This window comes from Aquimarina aquimarini, from assembly GCF_900299535.1.
Lineage (GTDB): Bacteria > Bacteroidota > Bacteroidia > Flavobacteriales > Flavobacteriaceae > Aquimarina > Aquimarina aquimarini.
This window is the reverse complement of sequence record NZ_OMKE01000036.1, coordinates 22,477-39,992: the sequence shown is the minus strand read 5'-3', so window position 1 is coordinate 39,992 and position 17,516 is coordinate 22,477. Positions and strand designations below refer to the sequence as shown.

Below are 17,516 nucleotides of genomic sequence, written 5' to 3'. Positions count from 1 at the left end.
AAAAAAATGTTATCACTTTTGTAATTGAAAAAATAGAACTACATATTTATAGCATTTATACGTATTGTACATGCAAAATAGTCCTTAGTTTAATGATGGGGATTTAAAAAACTTTACCAAATATAATAAAACGATCATTTTTTTTGCTATTTGTTCTTAGCTTTTTATTAAGATAATCCAAAAATGTGTCTTCTTTTATTAAATAAGAGAAAACTATTCTGGATCATAATGATGCTCTTTTTTTATGATATACTCATGTATTAATATTGTTATTAGTTTACATACAAGTATAGAGTGAGTGGAAATAATAAGTTATAGTCAGTTTATGTCTATTCCTGTCGTAATTCTAAAGGTATGATATATCATATTGTACATGTATAATAATTCATTGATAAGTATACTATTATACAATCTTATAGCGTTATTTTAAAAAGTCTGTGATGAAATTTATTAATTTTTTTAGTTGCTTTTTTTTAATGCTAGCAATTACCCCTATTAGAGCGCAAGGATATAAAACTCAAGATAACCCATGGATTCTTGGGATAGGCGCAAATATTGTATATGATCCTGGAGCATTGTTTTCAGGCTTGTTTGATATAAAAGATAATTATAATTACCATAGCCCAGTTAGGATATCATTAGAAAAAAGATTTAATGATGATTATGGGTTTGAGGTGTCAGGTAACTTTAATAAGTTGTTAGAAGGTAAGGTTGTAAATGGAGGAAAATTAGAAGATGAGATAGATTTTTTGGCAGTAGACGGTATGTTTAAATATTATATAACCAATGCGTATCAGAATAAATATAGAGCTATTTATGAAGGATATTTGGCGACGGGAATAGGAGGGAGTTTTTATAACGGATCAGGAGCAAAAACAGCCAATCTAGCAGTAGGGTTTAATATCTATTTATCAGAGAGTATTAGATTTAACGCACAAGCCACTGGAAAAATATCTATTGATAATAGTGCCGTAGGAACTAATTATATTCATTATAATCTTGGCTTTATTATAAGGCTTGAGGATTCTCATTTTAATTAAATAAACCGTTACCAACAGATAACGGTTTATTATGACTAATTTACAATTGTTTGCTTATTTGATTAAAACAGCATCAATAACATGAATGTATCCATTGGCAGTTTCTACATTAGAATGGATAATTTGTACTGTATCATTAACTGTAAATAAGGTGCTATTAAATCCAATAGTAATATCCTCACCAAACAAAGGAGAGAATATCATACGATTGTGTATGGCTCTGGTATCAAATTTTCCTTCTACCACATGGTGTAAAAGAAGATCTCTAAGAGCATCACCATCTGGGAGTATTCCTATCATATCAAAAGCGTTATTTGTAGGAGCAAATACAGTATAAGGAGCATCTGATTTTAAGGTAGCAGAAATTTCAGTTTCTTCTAATGCACTAACTAGCTCAGTAAACCTACTATCACTAGCCAAAATATCTACAATGGTTTCTTTTGGGGTAAGAATTTCTTTAACATTGGCAAGCCATGTTCCTGTACTTTTAGTAGAATCGGTTGTATACATGTCAAAATTACCAATAATACCACCGTTATCAGGGTTAGCATACCCAATACCACGTAGAAGAGTATTGTCTGGTAATTCGAGAATAAGATAAACAGTGTAGTCTGCTAATATTGCTCCTCTAGCCTGCGATACTTCTCCATTTCCAGAAACGTAAGTTCCTCTTAGAGCCTTAAAAACATCCCCATAATAAGTGATGTCAAAGTTTAATTCGCCATTCAGGTTTGTCTCTGCATGGTCACCATCATTAACAGTTCCATAAAAATAATAAGTGGCACCTTCTCCGCTATAGAGCCTGCCTGTTTGTTTTTCAGAAGCTACTCCAGTAACTTTTTGACCTCGATGTAGCATTTCTCCAGGAATACCCCGTGCAGTCATTTTTTCAATTTTATCAAAACTAATAAGCTTTGATTCAGTAAGCTTTGTTACTTGTGGTGAGATTTCTTCTGCGGATTCGTTTTCGCAAGAAATTGTCATAAATACCGTAGTGATCACTAATACTAGTGAAGTTGAATTTCTAAATAAACCTTTCATAGTTGATGAGTTTGTGTGATTAAAAAAATTAAAAAGTTTGTATGAATTTTGGGTATGAAAGGAATATTAGGTAATGATAAAAATAAGAAATGATTTAATAGTTTCTATATTTTAACAGGGTTTTATAATATGTAAGAATAATCTGTTAAATATTTAGTTATGAGAATGTAAGCTTTTGTAATAATATGTGGTTCGTATAAAATATAGAAATAAAAAGAGCGTTATTATGGCTTAAATCACATTTTAAAAAACTAGGTATTTGAAACAAAAATATTATTTCTGCGGTGAATAGTCTAAAAAGTAAAGCTGCCAATGGTGTTATATGGAGTGGTATCGATAAGTCTTCTACAATGCTTATCCAGTTTGTTTTTGGAATTATTCTTGCACGACTACTATTACCAGAAGACTTTGGACTGGTTGGGATGATTACAATTTTTATAACAATCTCTCAAGCTATTGTAGAAAGTGGATTTAGTAGAGCATTAATTCAAAAAAAGGATGCAAATCAGATAGATTACTCAACTACATTCTTTTTTAACTTCTTGATTAGTATTGTCGTCTATGCAATACTATATTTTACAGCACCGTTTATCGCTAATTTTTATAATGAGCCTATATTAATTGATCTGGTCAAAGTTGTAGGACTTAATGTTATTATTTCTTCGGCAGCAATTGTTCATCGTACAATTTTAATCAAACAAATTAATTTTAAAACACAAGCAATAGTAAATATTACAGCTGGACTTACTGGGGTTGCTGTTGGAATTAGTTGTGCGTTATCAGGTTTAGGGGTTTGGTCACTTGTATTACAATATTTATCAAGGAACTTTATGACTTCACTTTTGTTTTGGGTGATGAATAGTTGGAAACCATCATTTGTTTTTAGTATTCAAGCATTAAAACAACTTTTTGATTTTGGGTCTAAGATTTTGGCCACGACACTTTTATATGCGGCTTTTCAAAATATATACCTTGTTGTGATAGGGAAGATTTATAAATCAGAAGAGTTAGGGTATTATACACGAGCAACGTTATTCAAGCAGATTCCAGCAACACTGGTTACTACTATTATACAGAATGTATCATTTCCGATATTGGTAGATGTTATCGATGATAATGAGCAGGTGAAAAAAGTAATGAGAAGAAGTGTCAAGCTAACTGCTTTTTTACTTTTTCCTATGATTATTTCCTTGATCGTTTTTGCACATCCGTTGGTTTTGATATTACTAACAGAGAAATGGTTACCTACTGTTATCTTATTACAGATATTGACAATAGGAGTTATTTTTTTCCCCATTAATGCTATTAATACTAATCTATTGAATGCGAGAGGAAGGTCTGATTTATTTCTAAAATTAGAAATTATAAATAATACAATTACTATTCTCACACTAGCAGCAACTTATCAGTTTGGAATGACAATTATTGCTATAGGATATGTTTGTGTATCCTGTATAGGGTTTTTCACCTATGCTTATTATACTGGAAAGTACATTGGGTATTCAGGAATCAAACAAATTATAGATATGCTACCTTATATTTTTGCTAGTGTTTTGTCTGTTGTAATAAGCTATTTTGTATGGAGTTATATAGATAATAGAGGTGTATTTTTGGGAGGAGGAGTGGTAACAAGCGTGATAGGGTATATAATATGTTCCTATCTATTTAAGTTTAAAGAATATGAGGATATCAAAAACAGTATTCAATCAAAATTAAGAAAATCATAAATTATTTAAAAAAGAACTTTAAAAAATAAGATTAATATAGAGTGAAAATATATCTAAATCACTTAGTATGACATGGACAAAAACATATTCTGGTATAGCTCTGCTATTTGCGATAATCGTAATGGCAACGCATATATTGTTATTTCCTGAATATACCATGCCATTATTAATCCTATTAGGAGGATTGGGTACAATCTTTTTATTCTTTATTGCTTTGCCACACTATAGCAAGTATTGTGCTACTACAAACAATAATACGGGATTTATTAAAAAACTCTTTTTGCATAGTATTCTTTATAGAATACTAGGGGTAATTATGATGTATGTATATACTATGTTTTTTGATGAAGTGAGTTTGCCATTTGAGATAGGAGCGATTGATTCTATAAATTATGATGCATCAGGAAAAATGGTTGCAGAGGCTATAGAGAAGGGAAATGGTATTTTTAAGACATTATCTGGATTTTGGAAAGGGCAATCAGACTATGGGTTTTCAATTGTAATAGGAATTTTGTATTACATATTTGGTTCCTATACCATTGTAATAAAATTTTTTAATATTCTTATAGGGAGCTTTACTGTAGTTAGAATGTATCAAATTACACGATATATTTATGATGAAAAAAGAGCTAGACTTACTGGGATTCTTATGATGCTCATGCCTCCTTTTTTGTGGTTTGGGGCCATGATATTAAAAGAAACACTTTTGATATTCATTATTGTAAACATAGGTTATTTTGTAACAAAGCTTATGTATACAGAGAAGTTTAAACCTTTTGTTTTTGGTTTTATCATTTTTCAGATTGTAATTACATTGTATTTTAGAACATTTATTGCACCACTACTATTGGGATGTATTTTACTTCAGCTTATTTTTCTAAAAACAAAAAGAAAACACTATCGTATTTTATCTGTATGTATTTCGTTACTCCTTGTTTATGGTAGTTATACTATAGTAGAGCAATTAGGGATGAAAGAAAATATAGAAGCTATTGTAACAGCTAGTCAAAATCAATTTGATAATGAATTAAGCCATACAGCCAATACCAGAGGTATTTCATATACAAAAGCAATAGTAGCGCCTTTACTTTTTGCAGGAGCTATTGTAACACCTTTTCCCTCTTTGTTAGATTTTGAAGAAGTTCAACTAGGAATTTTTGCACATTTTCAGAATGAGATTATACGTAATAGTTTATACTTTTTTATGTTTTTTGGTTTGTATAGAGTTATTAAGTATCCTCCAAAAGCAAGTGTTTTTATTTTAAGTTTTGTAGTAGGATATATTCTGATTTTGGCAATATCAGGAATATCTTTTCAAGATAGATTTCAGTTATTGGCACTACCTTTTTTACTCATTTTTATGGCGGATGGTATAGTAACAGACTACCCTAAAAAGATAAAACATTGGAAAATATACTTGTTTTTCATTTTTGCAGCCATATTAATGTGGAACCTGTTTAAATTATCAAATAGAGAACTTTTATAAATGATAGATCATTTTATTATAACAGCATCAAAGAATACTGAGCCAGATAAGTATCAAATAGGGCTTACAGAAGATTGGATATTGACCACGCAAGGAAGTAGGTATACTCACTATCATGAAGATGATGTAACAATCTTTGTCTTTGGAGATTATATAGGAGAAAAAGAAGCTCTTTTTAATTGTCATTCAGATGATATCCCTAAGCTTAGAGGTAACTTTTATGCTATTGTAGTTCATAATAAAACGATTAAAATATATAGTAGTTTTCTGAATGTATTACCAATTTATTACACTACAGATAACAGCTGTTTTTCATCATCAATTCAGTATATTAGAGAAAAATCAAAAAAAGAATTTTCGATAAATAAAAAGTTTATATTAGAGACGCTATTGTTTAATTATGGCTTTTTTAATAGAACATTATATCAAGAAATACAATTAGTTCCTTGTAATTCTTTTTTAACCATATTAGAGGATAGGTTAGAAATACAAAAACATTTAGATACGGTTTCTATGTTTACTCAACACCCTGCCAAAGGAGCAAAAACTGTTGATCGATTAAGCGATTTATTTATAGAAACCACGAGTCATTATTTTCCAGATACCAGTTTTGATATTGCTTTTACTAGTGGATTTGATGGTCGAACTTTGGTAAGTTGTGCTACATTTCATAATAAAGACTTTAAAACTTTTTCTTTTGGGAGGCCTGAGAATGATGATGTATCCATACCCAAAGAGAATGCAACCAAACTTAATATACCTTATAAATATTATGATTTAGGAAGTGATGAGTATCTAAATCAAGAATATATACATAAAGCAATCTCATATATCCACCAATATCCAGGAGGGAATGGATTTATTTATCCACATTTTTTATATAGTACAGAGCAAATAGCCAAAGAATCAGATTACTTGCTTTCTGGTATTGTTGGTAGTGAGTTATTTAGGGCATTACATCTTACAGGAGCAGTAACTTCTACTACATTAGCAGATGTCTTTATAAGTAAGACCTCACAAGAAATAAAAGATAAAATAACGAATGCAAAAGCATTAAAAGTAATACAAAAAGAAAATTATAAAACAGAACTTCAAGAATTGATAGATGAGGTAATAGTATATAAAGAAGCAATACCTAATCACCTTACAGAGAATCAGAAGTTTTATGTTTTTGTATTTGAAGAGATTTTTAGAAAATTTTTCGGGCAATGGGTTAGTATACAAATGCAACATGTCAAAGTACGAACCCCTTTTCTTGATTATACATTTATCAAAGAATTACTTACCACGCAATATGCAGGAGCAAATAATGATTTTTTTACAGAAAACCCTTTAAAACGAATGAAAGGACAGTATCTATATGCAGATATAATAAAAAAGACAAACTGTACAATTTACCATCAAATAACAGGAAAAGGATATCGCCCTAAAGATGTAAGAGAGTCAATATATCTGTATAAAATTATTATTCCATTCATAAAAAAACGTTTTAAACGAAAAGTGAAAACCCCGAATCTAGATAATTTAGGTATCATATCAGGAACATTGACACATAAAAAAATAATAGAAGAGGCACTCAATAACACCTCTTTTTTTGACGCATCTGTCTTAAGTAGTATGCTCGATACTATATCACCACATACCCCAGAAAAAGAGCGAGATACATTACTTATGGCAGTGTCTATTTTAATAGCTATACAATATCAACCAAAAACAAACTCAAAACACCTTTCACACTATGAATCAAACAATGATGCATACCAACTGTAATCAAAAGTTAGGTATCAAACACATGAAAACTCCATATCGCAATATGGGTAAAGACAAGCTAGCTGGTTACTTTGCAGAAAAAGAGCGCCTAAAAGACGATACCAATAAAGATAAGTTTATTATACAGCATTTTATCCCTGATATAAATTTAAAATAATGAATTTATTAAAGAATAAATAGCAATCTAAACAATGTATACAAATAGTAATATTTTACTATTTGAGAAACTAATCAATAATAAAATGAATACTCATGGAAAAAATAGTAGCGCTTACTGATTACAAAGGGAATTTTGGGTCAAAGCATATGGATACTCCTTATCGTAGTGGTATGGATAAGTCCAAACTAGTATATTATTTTCTTGAACATAATTATGAAGTTATATTTTCTGAGTTTTCTGAAATAAACTGGAAATCAAAAGACCTATCTGAAAGCACTATTATCTATACGTCTTCTGAAGATCCTAATTATTTTTATAAAAACTATATAGAAGATATAATATATGCATTAGAGTTGTCAAAAGCTCGAGTGATACCATCATATAAATATCTGAAAGCGAACAATAACAAAGTATTCATGGAGTTATTGAGAAACATTATTTTGCCAAATCAATTTTGTAACCTAAAAACATTTAAACTAGGTACAATAGATGAATTAGAACCTTGTCTCAAAGAAATAGAGTATCCTGTAGTGCTAAAAGGAGCTATGGGAGCATCTGGAACAACAGTACGTTTGGCAAAAAATGAAAAAGACCTGATAAAAAAAACAAAAAAGATAGCAAGAACATTTTATCTGAAAAATTATTTGTGGGAACTAGGACGAACCTACAAACATAAAGGATATATCAAAGACTCTATTTATAGAAAAAAATTCATTATCCAACAGTTTGTTCCTAACCTAAAAAAAGACTGGAAAATCCTTGTATTTGGTAAACGCTATTTTGTGTTAACCAGATACAATAGAGAAAATGATTTTCGGGCGAGTGGCAGTAAAACAAATTATAAGCCAGGAACCCAATCAGAATTAACTCATCAAATACTGGATTTTGCAGAAGAAATTTTTCAGCATTTAGACATACCTCATGTTTCATTGGATATTGCTTTTGATGGAGAGAAATATTACCTGATAGAAATGCAGGGAATTTATTTTGGAACCTCTATTGTAAACATGTCTGATGCTTATTTTGTTAAAACAGAAAACGGTTGGTCTGCAAAAGAAATAGCTATAGATCTCGAAAAGATCTATGCAGATTCTATTTGTCAATACATAAAAAAAAGTATGTGACTACCGTATAAACAACAATAATAACTAACTGTTTTTTGGAGGACATTTTCGTATAAATACATACATGTACGTTTCAATATAATTGAAGCCATGATAGGATAGGCTCTAAAATTAAATAATAATATTTAGAAGCAAATGATGGGTATGCACGTATCTGGTCTCTAAAACAATATATATAAAACAGATGAAAATTCTTTTTATAAGCAGTGGGAATGCAAAAAATGGCATTTCTCCTATCATTAAAAATCAAGGACAATCTTTGATAGACTTAGGTCATCAAGTTGTCTTTTATGGAATAAAAGGCAAAGGAATTAAGGGGTATTTCAGCAATATATTTAAACTAAAAAAGTTTTTGAAAAATAAAGAATTCGACTGTATTCATGCACATTATTCATTAAGCGCAATGGTCGCTGCTCTATCAGGAGCCAAACCTTTGGTCGTTTCATTAATGGGAAGTGACGTAAAAGAATCGAGATTTTTTAAATATTTCATTATGTTTTTTAATTCTTTTTTTTGGAAAAAAGTTATTGTCAAATCCAAAGACATGCAAAAAGCATCAGGTTTAGATGAAGTTTATGTTATTCCCAACGGAGTAGATGTTAAAAAATTTAAACCCTATACAAAGGTAGAAGCATTAAAGATTACGCAATGGAACTCTCAAAAAAGACATATTCTTTTTGCCGCAAACCCAGCCCGGTTTGAAAAGAATTTTATACTAGCTGAAGCTGCTTTTGAGTTATTGCAAGAAAGCGAATTTGAATTACATACACTAGTAGATATACCTAATGATCTGATGCCTTATTATTTTAATTCTGCAGATGTAGTATTACTTACTAGTTTGTGGGAAGGCTCTCCAAACGTAATAAAAGAAGCTATGGCTTGTAACAGCAAGATTGTGGCCGTAGATGTAGGAGACATAAGAAAAGTTATAGCAGATACCAAAGGGTGTTTTATAACTGGTTTCACCCCACAAGAAATCGCAGATCGTATTCAAGAAGCATCATCTCTGGAACAAAAAACAACAGGTAGAGATACAATTAATCACTTGACCTCTGAGACCATTGCACATCAGTTGATAAAAGTATACAAAAGCGCAATATCATGACAAAAGAATATAAAACACATAACATGTTAGGTGCTATTACAGAACAACAATGGCAAGTACTATTAGCATCATCTGATACAGCCAATTTTTTTCAGACCAAACAAGCTTTACACTTTTTCAAAAATGTAGGATTAGAAACATTTGGCTTTGCTATCGAACGAGGTTCAAAAATAACAGCTTTGATTGCAGGGATTATCCAAAAAGAAAAAGGCATCAAATCTACATTTACAAGTAGAGCAATTATTTACGGAGGTCCCGTTTTTAGCAATGATGTAACAAATACAGAAATAGAAGAATTGTTGAAACAGGTAGTAAAGAAGATGCATAAAAAAGCTATTTATTTTGAGATAAGGAATCTTAATGATTATAGTAGCTACAAAGATGTTTTTCAAAAAGTAGGGTTTGAGTACGTGCCACATTGTAACTTCCATTTGGATTGTAGCGATGAGGGAGTAATGCGAAAAAGAATGAGTAGCAGTAAGCTTAGACAAGTTAAGAAAAGTATTAAAAATGGAGCCGAAATTATAGAAGCTCAAAATACAGATGATATAGCAGCATACTATACTATTTTACATCATTTATATACAACCAAAGTAAAAACCCCGTTACCTGATCTAGAATTTTTTCAGAAAATGTGGGAAAGCAAAACAGCCAGATTTCTTTTGATTCAATATCAAGGAGAAATTATAGGAGGAATTGTTTGCCCAATCCTCAAAGATAAAGTGATCTATGAATGGTTTGTCTGTGGTAAAGATGGAGTATACAAAAATGTATATCCTAGTATATTGGCAACTTGGGCAGCTATGGAGTATGCCTATAAAAATGATATAGCACGATTTGATTTTATGGGAGCAGGAAAACCAGATCAGGATTATGGAGTAAGAGAATTTAAATCCAAATTTGGTGGAGATCTAGTAGAGCACGGTAGGTTTTTGTATGTATCCAAACCCATACTATACAACATTGGTAAAACCGCAGTAAAAATTTTAAAAAAGACATCATGAAAATATTAGTCGATATAGGACACCCAGGACACGTGCATCTTTTTAAAAATTTAGCAAAGAGAATGCAACAAAAAGGACATGAGTTTTTATTTACATGCAGGCAAAAGGAGTACGAAATAGAACTGCTCAAAGCAGAAGGTTTTAATTATAAGTCCTTTGGTAAAAAATACAATACAACAGCAGGAAAGATTTTTGGTTTATTCAAGTTTGATGTGATGGAGATCATTCAAGGGTTAAAATTTAAACCAGATATATTCATGAGTCACGGTTCACCTTATGCGGCACATGCCGCAGCAGTACTTCAAAAACCACACATATCATTAGAAGACTCAGGCAACTGGGAGCAAATCAAAATATATTTACCCTTTACAAAATCCGTGCTTACCCCATCGGTGCTTGTAGAAGATCTGGGGCCAAAACAAATACGCTATAACGGGTATCATGAATTGGCATATTTACACCCAGAATATTTTCAAAGCAAACATACATACCATAAAATTCTTAATATCAAAGAAGATGAAAAATATGTTTTATTGCGATTTGTTTCGTGGAATGCTTCACATGATAAAGGACAGAATGGTTTCTCAGAAAAAGAAAAAGAAGAATTAGTAAGATATCTAACGGATAGGTATACGGTGTTTATCTCTTCAGAAAGTAAATTACCAAAAGAATACCAAAGATTTAATATCAAAATAGCACCAGAACAAATGCATGAAGTGTTATCAGGAGCCACAATGTTTATTGGTGAAGGAGCCACTATGGCATCAGAAGCAGGTGTTTTAGGCACCCCTTCTATATATGTAAACTCTTTGAAGAGAGCTTATAACGAGGACCAGGAACAATATGGATTAGTCTACAACTTTCAAAACGGAAAAAATGTTTTAGATAAAGTCAAAGAATTAGAGGAAATCCCTAGCCTTAAAGAAGTTTTTAGAGAAAGGCAACAAAAGCTTCTGGCAGATAAAATAGATGTAACTGCATTTATGATGTGGTTTGTAGAAAATTTTCCAGAGAGTCAAATTACAATGAAAACAAACCCTGATTATCATCTTAATTTTTAAAAAAACAATGGATTTTACCGTAAAAAAATATACAGAACTATTAGAGTCATTGATCAGGCAAAACTACACATTTCAAACTTTTGATGAGTTTATTGATACCCCTAATCAAAAAGCAATTGTACTGCGTCATGATGTAGACCTATTACCTTATAACTCTCTTGCGTTTGCAAAAATACAGGCAGCACATACTATAAAAGGAACCTATTATTTTAGAGCAGTGCCAGAGAGCTGGAACGAAAAAGTGATACAAGAAATAGCAGGTTTAGGGCATGAAATAGGATATCATTATGAATGCCTGACTACAGTCGATGGAGATTTGCAAAAAGGAATAAAAAATTTTGAGAAAAACCTTGAAGCCTTAAGAAAGTTAGCACCAGTAACCACAATATGTATGCATGGTAGCCCTATGTCTAAGTACGATTCTAAAGATTTATGGAAAACCTACTCATACAAAGATTATGAGATTACAGCAGAGCCCTATTTTGATGTAGATTTTGAGCAAGTCTTTTATTTAACAGATACAGGACGTCGATGGGATGGTCATAAGGTAAGTGTGAGAGATCGTGTACAAACATCCTTCACCGATACATTTCATGCAACTGATGAAATCATTAGAAAAGCAGATAGATTACCTGATAAAATCATGTTTACCTTTCATCCACAACGATGGAATGATAATATGGTATTATGGAGCAAAGAACTTTTGCTTCAGAACGTTAAAAATGTGATTAAACGATACTTTTTTGTTGGAAAAAAAGAAGTTTTATAAAAAAAATGAAAAAAAACCAAAAAACACAATAATGATAAAGTATTGTTAATCAGTTGGTAATGGTTTGTTGTGTATAAAACTGTATTTTTCAGTACAAAAATTTTACGTTGAATTAACAATACAGTATACTATTATGATTGTATCCCCGTTACCATAGGTGTTAAGGTTTGATAATTAATGCATTAACATGTTAATTTTTGTTAATTAATTTAACAGGTGTTAACTGTTTTTTCACACATACCCGTCTATCTAACCAATTTGCACAAACTCAAAAATTATATCAAATGCTAACTAAATTCCCCCAGTTTATAGACAGGCAAATTGAAGAGCTTTTAAATCCAGAAAATTCCAATGATACCAATTCGGATCATGAGTGGAATGTCGATAGGAAAAAATTAATGATCGATGAAATAGGAGAAGAAGCTTTTAAATTTATAAATGAACATGCAACACAGATACCAAAAGATGTATTTGTAACTGCAACCAGAACTCGTTTTAATATCGATAATGTAGAGGACGATCGATATAAGAGTATTGTAAACCTAAAACGAGTAAATGATTTTAGGAGGATCAATAAATATTTTAAATCTGTTAATGCTAAATTACCAGAAGGAGGTATTTTTATCAATCATGTAGAAACTCATGCTGTTCGTAAAAATAGGCTCTTAAAAAAACTCTATAAGCCATTTAATTATATGTATTATGCGGCAGATGTAGTGCTTACCAGAATATTTCCTAAACTTAAACTTACCAAAGGGTTGTATTTTCATATAACACAAGGAAAAGGACGTGTATTAACCAAAGCAGAAACTTTTGGACGACTGTATTCTTGTGGTTTTGAAGTCTTAGAAGAAAGAAATATTAATAACTTATTACATTTTGTAGCTAGAAAAGTTAAAGAACCAGTATTTGATAATACCCCCACCTATGGGCCATTGATTAAGTTAAAGAGACTAGGAAAGGATGGTAAAACAATAAAAGTCTATAAGTTTAGAACCATGTATCCATTTTCTGAATACTTACAGCAATATATTTTTGAGAAAAATAATTTGAAAGAGGGAGGTAAGATCAAAAATGATTTCAGAATATCTCATGAAGGAAAAATAATGAGAAAATACTGGATAGATGAGTTACCTATGATCTATAATTTTATCAAAGGTGAAATGAAATTAGTGGGAGTTCGCCCATTAAGTAGTCATTACTTTAGTTTATATCCAAAAGAACTTCAAGAAAAGAGATTACAGGTAAAACCAGGACTTATACCACCATTTTATGCAGATATGCCCAAAACATTAGAAGAAATTGTCGCTTCAGAAATGAAATACCTAGAAGCATATCAAAAAGCACCTTTAAAAACAGATATAGAATACTGTATCAAAATAGCAAAAAACATACTTCTACGAGGAAAAAGAAGTTGTTAAAAAAAGATTCTCTTTTCTCAATATTAAATTAATTACATATATGATCATAAAAATAGTACGTACCCTTTTTCTATATAGTACGGTAATATTATTAACTTCTTGTGCTTCAAAAAAAGATATTGTTTATTTTCAAGATATCACTAATGCCTACGAGAAAGAAGTAAAAGTACAATACAAAACCATTTTTGAACCAGATGATTTATTATCTATTACAGTATCATCATCAGATATGCAAGGATTAGAACCCTTTAATCTACCAGCGGTTTCTATAAACACGATGCCAGGTAGTGTAGTAGGAGAAAGAAAACAACTTACGTATCTCATAAAAAATGATGGAGCCATTGATTTTCCCGTATTGGGAAAAGTAAAACTAGAAGGACTATCCTTGATTCAGGCAACCAATGTGCTCAAAGAAAAACTGTCTAATTATATCAAAGACCCTATTGTACATATAGAGCTAGTGAATTTTAAAATAACAGTATTAGGAGAAGTCAATAAACCAGGAACTTTTACGATTCCTAATGAACGCATAAGTATTATTGAAGCATTGGGATTGGCAGGAGACTTAACAATCACAGGTAAAAGAAAAGATATTTTGGTTATAAGAGAACAAGATGGCAAGTATAAATACCATAGAATTGATATCACTTCTGATCAAGTTTTTAATTCCCCTGTTTTTTACCTCAAACAAAATGATGCAATTTATGTTACTCCTAATAAGGCAAAAATAAAATCATCATCATATAATAAAAATACGCCTATATGGGTGTCTGTAGCATCCGTATTATTATCTGTTGTAATTTTATTAACCCGCTAGTACATATGGATTATCAATACGAACAAGAAAAAAACGGTCTTACGGTAAAAGATCACTTTCAGAATTACTTAAAATACTGGAAACTATTTTTAATCTCAGGTATTTTATGTGTGCTATTAGCATTTTTCTATTTAAAATATACTCCCGTTGAATATAAGGTGACCTCTACTATATTGATTAAAGGAGAAAAAGCAGGGATTTTATCAGAATTATCTGCTTTTGAAGATTTAAGTATTGTAAAATCCAATAATAAAGAAGTAGAAAATGAAATAGAAATACTAAAATCTAGACCTCTTTTTGAAAATGTAGTCAAAAAACTCAAGCTACATCATCAATATTTTGCAAAAAGAAAATTCTCAAAAAGACTAGTAGAACTCTATAAAAACCGACCAATAACTGTATTTTTTGTTGATGACTCATTGTTTATCAAGGAACCAATAGAATTAAAGATTACTATTAATTCTAAAACTGATTTTACCATAAAAGAAGAAAAGCAAGATGTTGAGGTAAATGGCATATTTGCAAAAGAAGTAAAAACAAGAATTGGCAATGTATTACTGACTCCCAATCAAGAATATTTTGATGCATTTTTAGGAAAAGAAATATTCGTGTCAATTCAGGCAGTATCAGATGTAGTAGAAGATTATAAGACGAGAATTAATATAGGTTTGGTAAATAAAGATGCCAATGTAATTTCTTTAAAATTAAATACAGCAACAAGAGAAAAAGCAAAAGATATTCTCAATGGATTAGTAGAAGAATATAATATAGATGCCATTCGAGATAAAAATATGATTTATGAAAATACAGCCAATTTTATAAAAGAAAGGCTATCAATCATAAATACAGAATTATCAGATATAGAACACGGAGTAGAAAAATTCAAGACATCTAATAACCTTACCAATGTAACAACAGAAACCGAGTTGTTTTTGGAAACCTCCTCAGATAATAAGAGAGGTGTACTAGAGACGAATACACAATTAGGGCTAGTAGATTTTATGAATACCCACTTAAAAGGCAATACAGAAGATTTATTACCCGTAAATTTAGGTTTTTCTGATGAAGCTATTACTAGTATTATAGCTAGTTATAATGAAACAGCACTTAGAAGAAATGAAGTATTAAAAGGAACAACCTCTCAAAACCCCATAGTTGTTAGTCTTAATGATAAGTTAGAAAGCTTGAGAGTAAGCTTGCAACAAAGTCTTAATAATCAAAAGACAACACTAAAAATAAAACTAAAAAACCTTGAACGTCAAGAATCAAGAATGAGAGGTAAAATAGCCTCTTTACCAAAAAAAGAAAGAGAATTAAGAGATATTGTAAGGCAACAAGAGATCAAAGAAACCTTATATCTCTACTTATTACAAAAAAGAGAAGAAACAGCAATCTCACTCTCTGCTACAGTAGCCAATGCAAAAGTTATTGAGAAAGCATATTGCTCTAAAAACCCAGTAAAACCTAAAAAAAGAATTGTAGTATTAGTTGCATTGTTTGGAACATTATTGGTTCCAGCAATACTCATCTTTTTCAAAGACCTTTTTGATACCAAAGTAAAAGATAGATTAGAGATAGAAAAAACCTTAGATATTCCAATAGTAGCAGAAATCCCAAAAGTTGATACCAAAGAAAATGTTATTATATCTACTACTGATCGATCAGTTACAGCAGAAGCATTCAGGATTTTTGAGAGCAATCTTAAGTTTTTACTATCTGATGACAGTCACAAACAATGTAAAACTATTTTAATAACCTCATCAACAGTAGGAGAAGGAAAAACTTTTATATCCACCAACCTTTCTATCGCCTTGGCAGATCCAGATAAGAAAGTAGCATTGTTGGGATTAGACCTTAGATCTCCCAAAGTGCTTGAGTACCTTGCTATAGATGATTATATAGGAGTGTCAAATTATATTAGAGATGAGAAATTAACTCTAGATGATATTTGTATTAGTATGGATCATATCCCTAATTTAGATATCATCTGTTCAGGAGTAATACCGCCTAATCCTATAGAATTGATAAAAAGCAAACGATTACAACAATTAATCACAGAATTAAAAGATCGATATGATTATTTGGTAATAGATACTCCCCCCGTAAGTTTGGTAGCAGATGCTCTTTTACTAAGTGAATATGTAGATTTGTGTATTTACATTGTAAGATCTGATTTGACAGAAAGAAAATTTTTGAAAGTAGTTCAAAACCTATATAAAGATAAACGCTTTACACATCTTTCAATATTATTAAATGGTATAGAAACTCAGACAAAAAGTTATTATGGATATTCTTATGGGCAACCGCAAAAGTCGAAACCTTGGTGGAAATTTTTCTAATTTTTTAGTAATGAATTGATTTAAACTTTTTTGATTTTAGTGGAAAAGGGCATTTTTATAGCGAATTTAAGAAGTTTAAATCGCCTCAATCACCATGTTTTAAATCTATACATCAGATTTCTTTTTTTCTGATTCTTGAGTATCATCTTTATGTATGTCGTCAGTAAGACAACAGTTTTTAATAGGTTTTTTTCGCAATATTTTCTCTCTTACAAAATCAAAAAGTATTGTATATAGGATTACAAATATTCCCCCTATAAAAGCAAGAATCCCCATACATAAACGAAAAATAAAACCTGCAATTCGGTTTATCATAATGATTGTATGTTTACAATATAAAAAACCATTGAATATCCAAAGATAAAATAAGTCGGGTATGGTAGTTTAATGGTCTTAATATTAAAAAAATATTTCCTTATAATGTTTGGTGATGAGTTAGGTGTGAAAAACAAAAGTAGGCATTTTGATTTAAGATCACAACTAGACATATCAATGATCTAATTTCCCCTTTATTTAGATTCTTTTTTAAACCCAGTTTCTGTAGTAGAACTTCGTTATGAAATTTGAAAGTACAATAAAAAATGCAAGGTAACGTCCTTTTTTGCAGAACGTGTAAGATGTAATAGATTTTCTACTACATAAAGTGGGTTAA

The 17,516-nt window shown here is 30.6% G+C and carries 15 protein-coding genes; 13 read left to right on the top strand and 2 right to left on the bottom strand.

What is annotated here, in order from left to right; translation table 11 throughout:
- Positions 1–440 precede the first annotated feature (440 nt).
- Positions 441–1,040 carry a hypothetical protein gene (locus DG508_RS15135; protein ID WP_159090856.1) on the top strand — a complete coding sequence of 200 codons (600 nt, stop codon included), beginning with the start codon at positions 441–443 and terminating at the stop codon, positions 1,038–1,040.
- A 54-nt stretch (positions 1,041–1,094) separates the two neighbouring features.
- Here DG508_RS15135 and DG508_RS15130 read toward each other — a convergent pair whose 3' ends face one another.
- On the bottom strand, positions 1,095–2,081 hold the full coding sequence (locus DG508_RS15130; protein WP_108868958.1) for a fasciclin domain-containing protein: 987 nt from the start codon (positions 2,079–2,081) through the stop codon (positions 1,095–1,097).
- 284 nt (positions 2,082–2,365) lie between these two features.
- On the opposite strand from DG508_RS15130, the gene DG508_RS15125 reads away from it, so the two are divergent.
- The 12 genes from DG508_RS15125 to DG508_RS15075 all read left to right on the top strand — a co-directional run bounded on the left by DG508_RS15125 (position 2,366) and on the right by DG508_RS15075 (position 16,864).
- Positions 2,366–3,808 (top strand): lipopolysaccharide biosynthesis protein, encoded by a 1,443-nt coding sequence (locus tag DG508_RS15125; RefSeq protein ID WP_108868957.1) that lies wholly within the window; start codon positions 2,366–2,368, stop codon positions 3,806–3,808.
- Positions 3,809–3,875: 67 nt separating this feature from the next.
- Positions 3,876–5,294 (top strand): glycosyltransferase family 39 protein, encoded by a 1,419-nt coding sequence (locus tag DG508_RS15120; RefSeq protein ID WP_108868956.1) that lies wholly within the window; start codon positions 3,876–3,878, stop codon positions 5,292–5,294.
- Positions 5,295–7,064 carry an asparagine synthase-related protein gene (locus DG508_RS15115; protein ID WP_108868955.1) on the top strand — a complete coding sequence of 590 codons (1,770 nt, stop codon included), beginning with the start codon at positions 5,295–5,297 and terminating at the stop codon, positions 7,062–7,064.
- 22 nt (positions 7,065–7,086) lie between these two features.
- Positions 7,087–7,221 carry a hypothetical protein gene (locus DG508_RS21390; RefSeq protein ID WP_255412578.1) on the top strand — a complete coding sequence of 45 codons (135 nt, stop codon included), beginning with the start codon at positions 7,087–7,089 and terminating at the stop codon, positions 7,219–7,221.
- Between the two features lie 95 nt (positions 7,222–7,316).
- Positions 7,317–8,348 (top strand): ATP-grasp domain-containing protein, encoded by a 1,032-nt coding sequence (locus tag DG508_RS15110; protein WP_108868954.1) that lies wholly within the window; start codon positions 7,317–7,319, stop codon positions 8,346–8,348.
- Between the two features lie 184 nt (positions 8,349–8,532).
- A complete protein-coding gene (locus DG508_RS15105) occupies positions 8,533–9,453 on the top strand; it encodes a glycosyltransferase family 4 protein (RefSeq protein ID WP_108868953.1) in 921 nt (306 codons plus the stop codon).
- Entirely contained in the window at positions 9,450–10,457 is a 1,008-nt protein-coding gene (locus DG508_RS15100; protein ID WP_108868952.1) for a lipid II:glycine glycyltransferase FemX, read from the top strand. Before DG508_RS15105 ends, DG508_RS15100 begins: the two co-directional genes overlap by 4 nt.
- Complete coding sequence (locus tag DG508_RS15095) at positions 10,454–11,518, top strand: DUF354 domain-containing protein (RefSeq protein WP_108868951.1); 1,065 nt, start codon at positions 10,454–10,456, stop codon at positions 11,516–11,518. The genes DG508_RS15100 and DG508_RS15095 overlap by 4 nt, the downstream gene beginning before the upstream one ends.
- A 7-nt stretch (positions 11,519–11,525) precedes the next feature.
- Positions 11,526–12,287 carry a polysaccharide deacetylase family protein gene (locus DG508_RS15090; RefSeq protein ID WP_108868950.1) on the top strand — a complete coding sequence of 254 codons (762 nt, stop codon included), beginning with the start codon at positions 11,526–11,528 and terminating at the stop codon, positions 12,285–12,287.
- Between the two features lie 284 nt (positions 12,288–12,571).
- Positions 12,572–13,708 (top strand): sugar transferase, encoded by a 1,137-nt coding sequence (locus DG508_RS15085; protein ID WP_108868949.1) that lies wholly within the window; start codon positions 12,572–12,574, stop codon positions 13,706–13,708.
- Positions 13,709–13,748: 40 nt separating this feature from the next.
- Positions 13,749–14,525, top strand: a complete 777-nt coding sequence (locus DG508_RS15080; RefSeq protein WP_108868948.1) for a polysaccharide biosynthesis/export family protein — start codon at positions 13,749–13,751, stop codon at positions 14,523–14,525.
- A 5-nt stretch (positions 14,526–14,530) separates the two neighbouring features.
- Positions 14,531–16,864 carry a GumC family protein gene (locus DG508_RS15075; protein ID WP_159090855.1) on the top strand — a complete coding sequence of 778 codons (2,334 nt, stop codon included), beginning with the start codon at positions 14,531–14,533 and terminating at the stop codon, positions 16,862–16,864.
- Between the two features lie 105 nt (positions 16,865–16,969).
- On the opposite strand, the gene DG508_RS15070 is transcribed toward DG508_RS15075, so the two are convergent.
- Complete coding sequence (locus DG508_RS15070; protein WP_108868946.1) at positions 16,970–17,179, bottom strand: hypothetical protein; 210 nt, start codon at positions 17,177–17,179, stop codon at positions 16,970–16,972.
- Positions 17,180–17,516 lie beyond the last annotated feature (337 nt).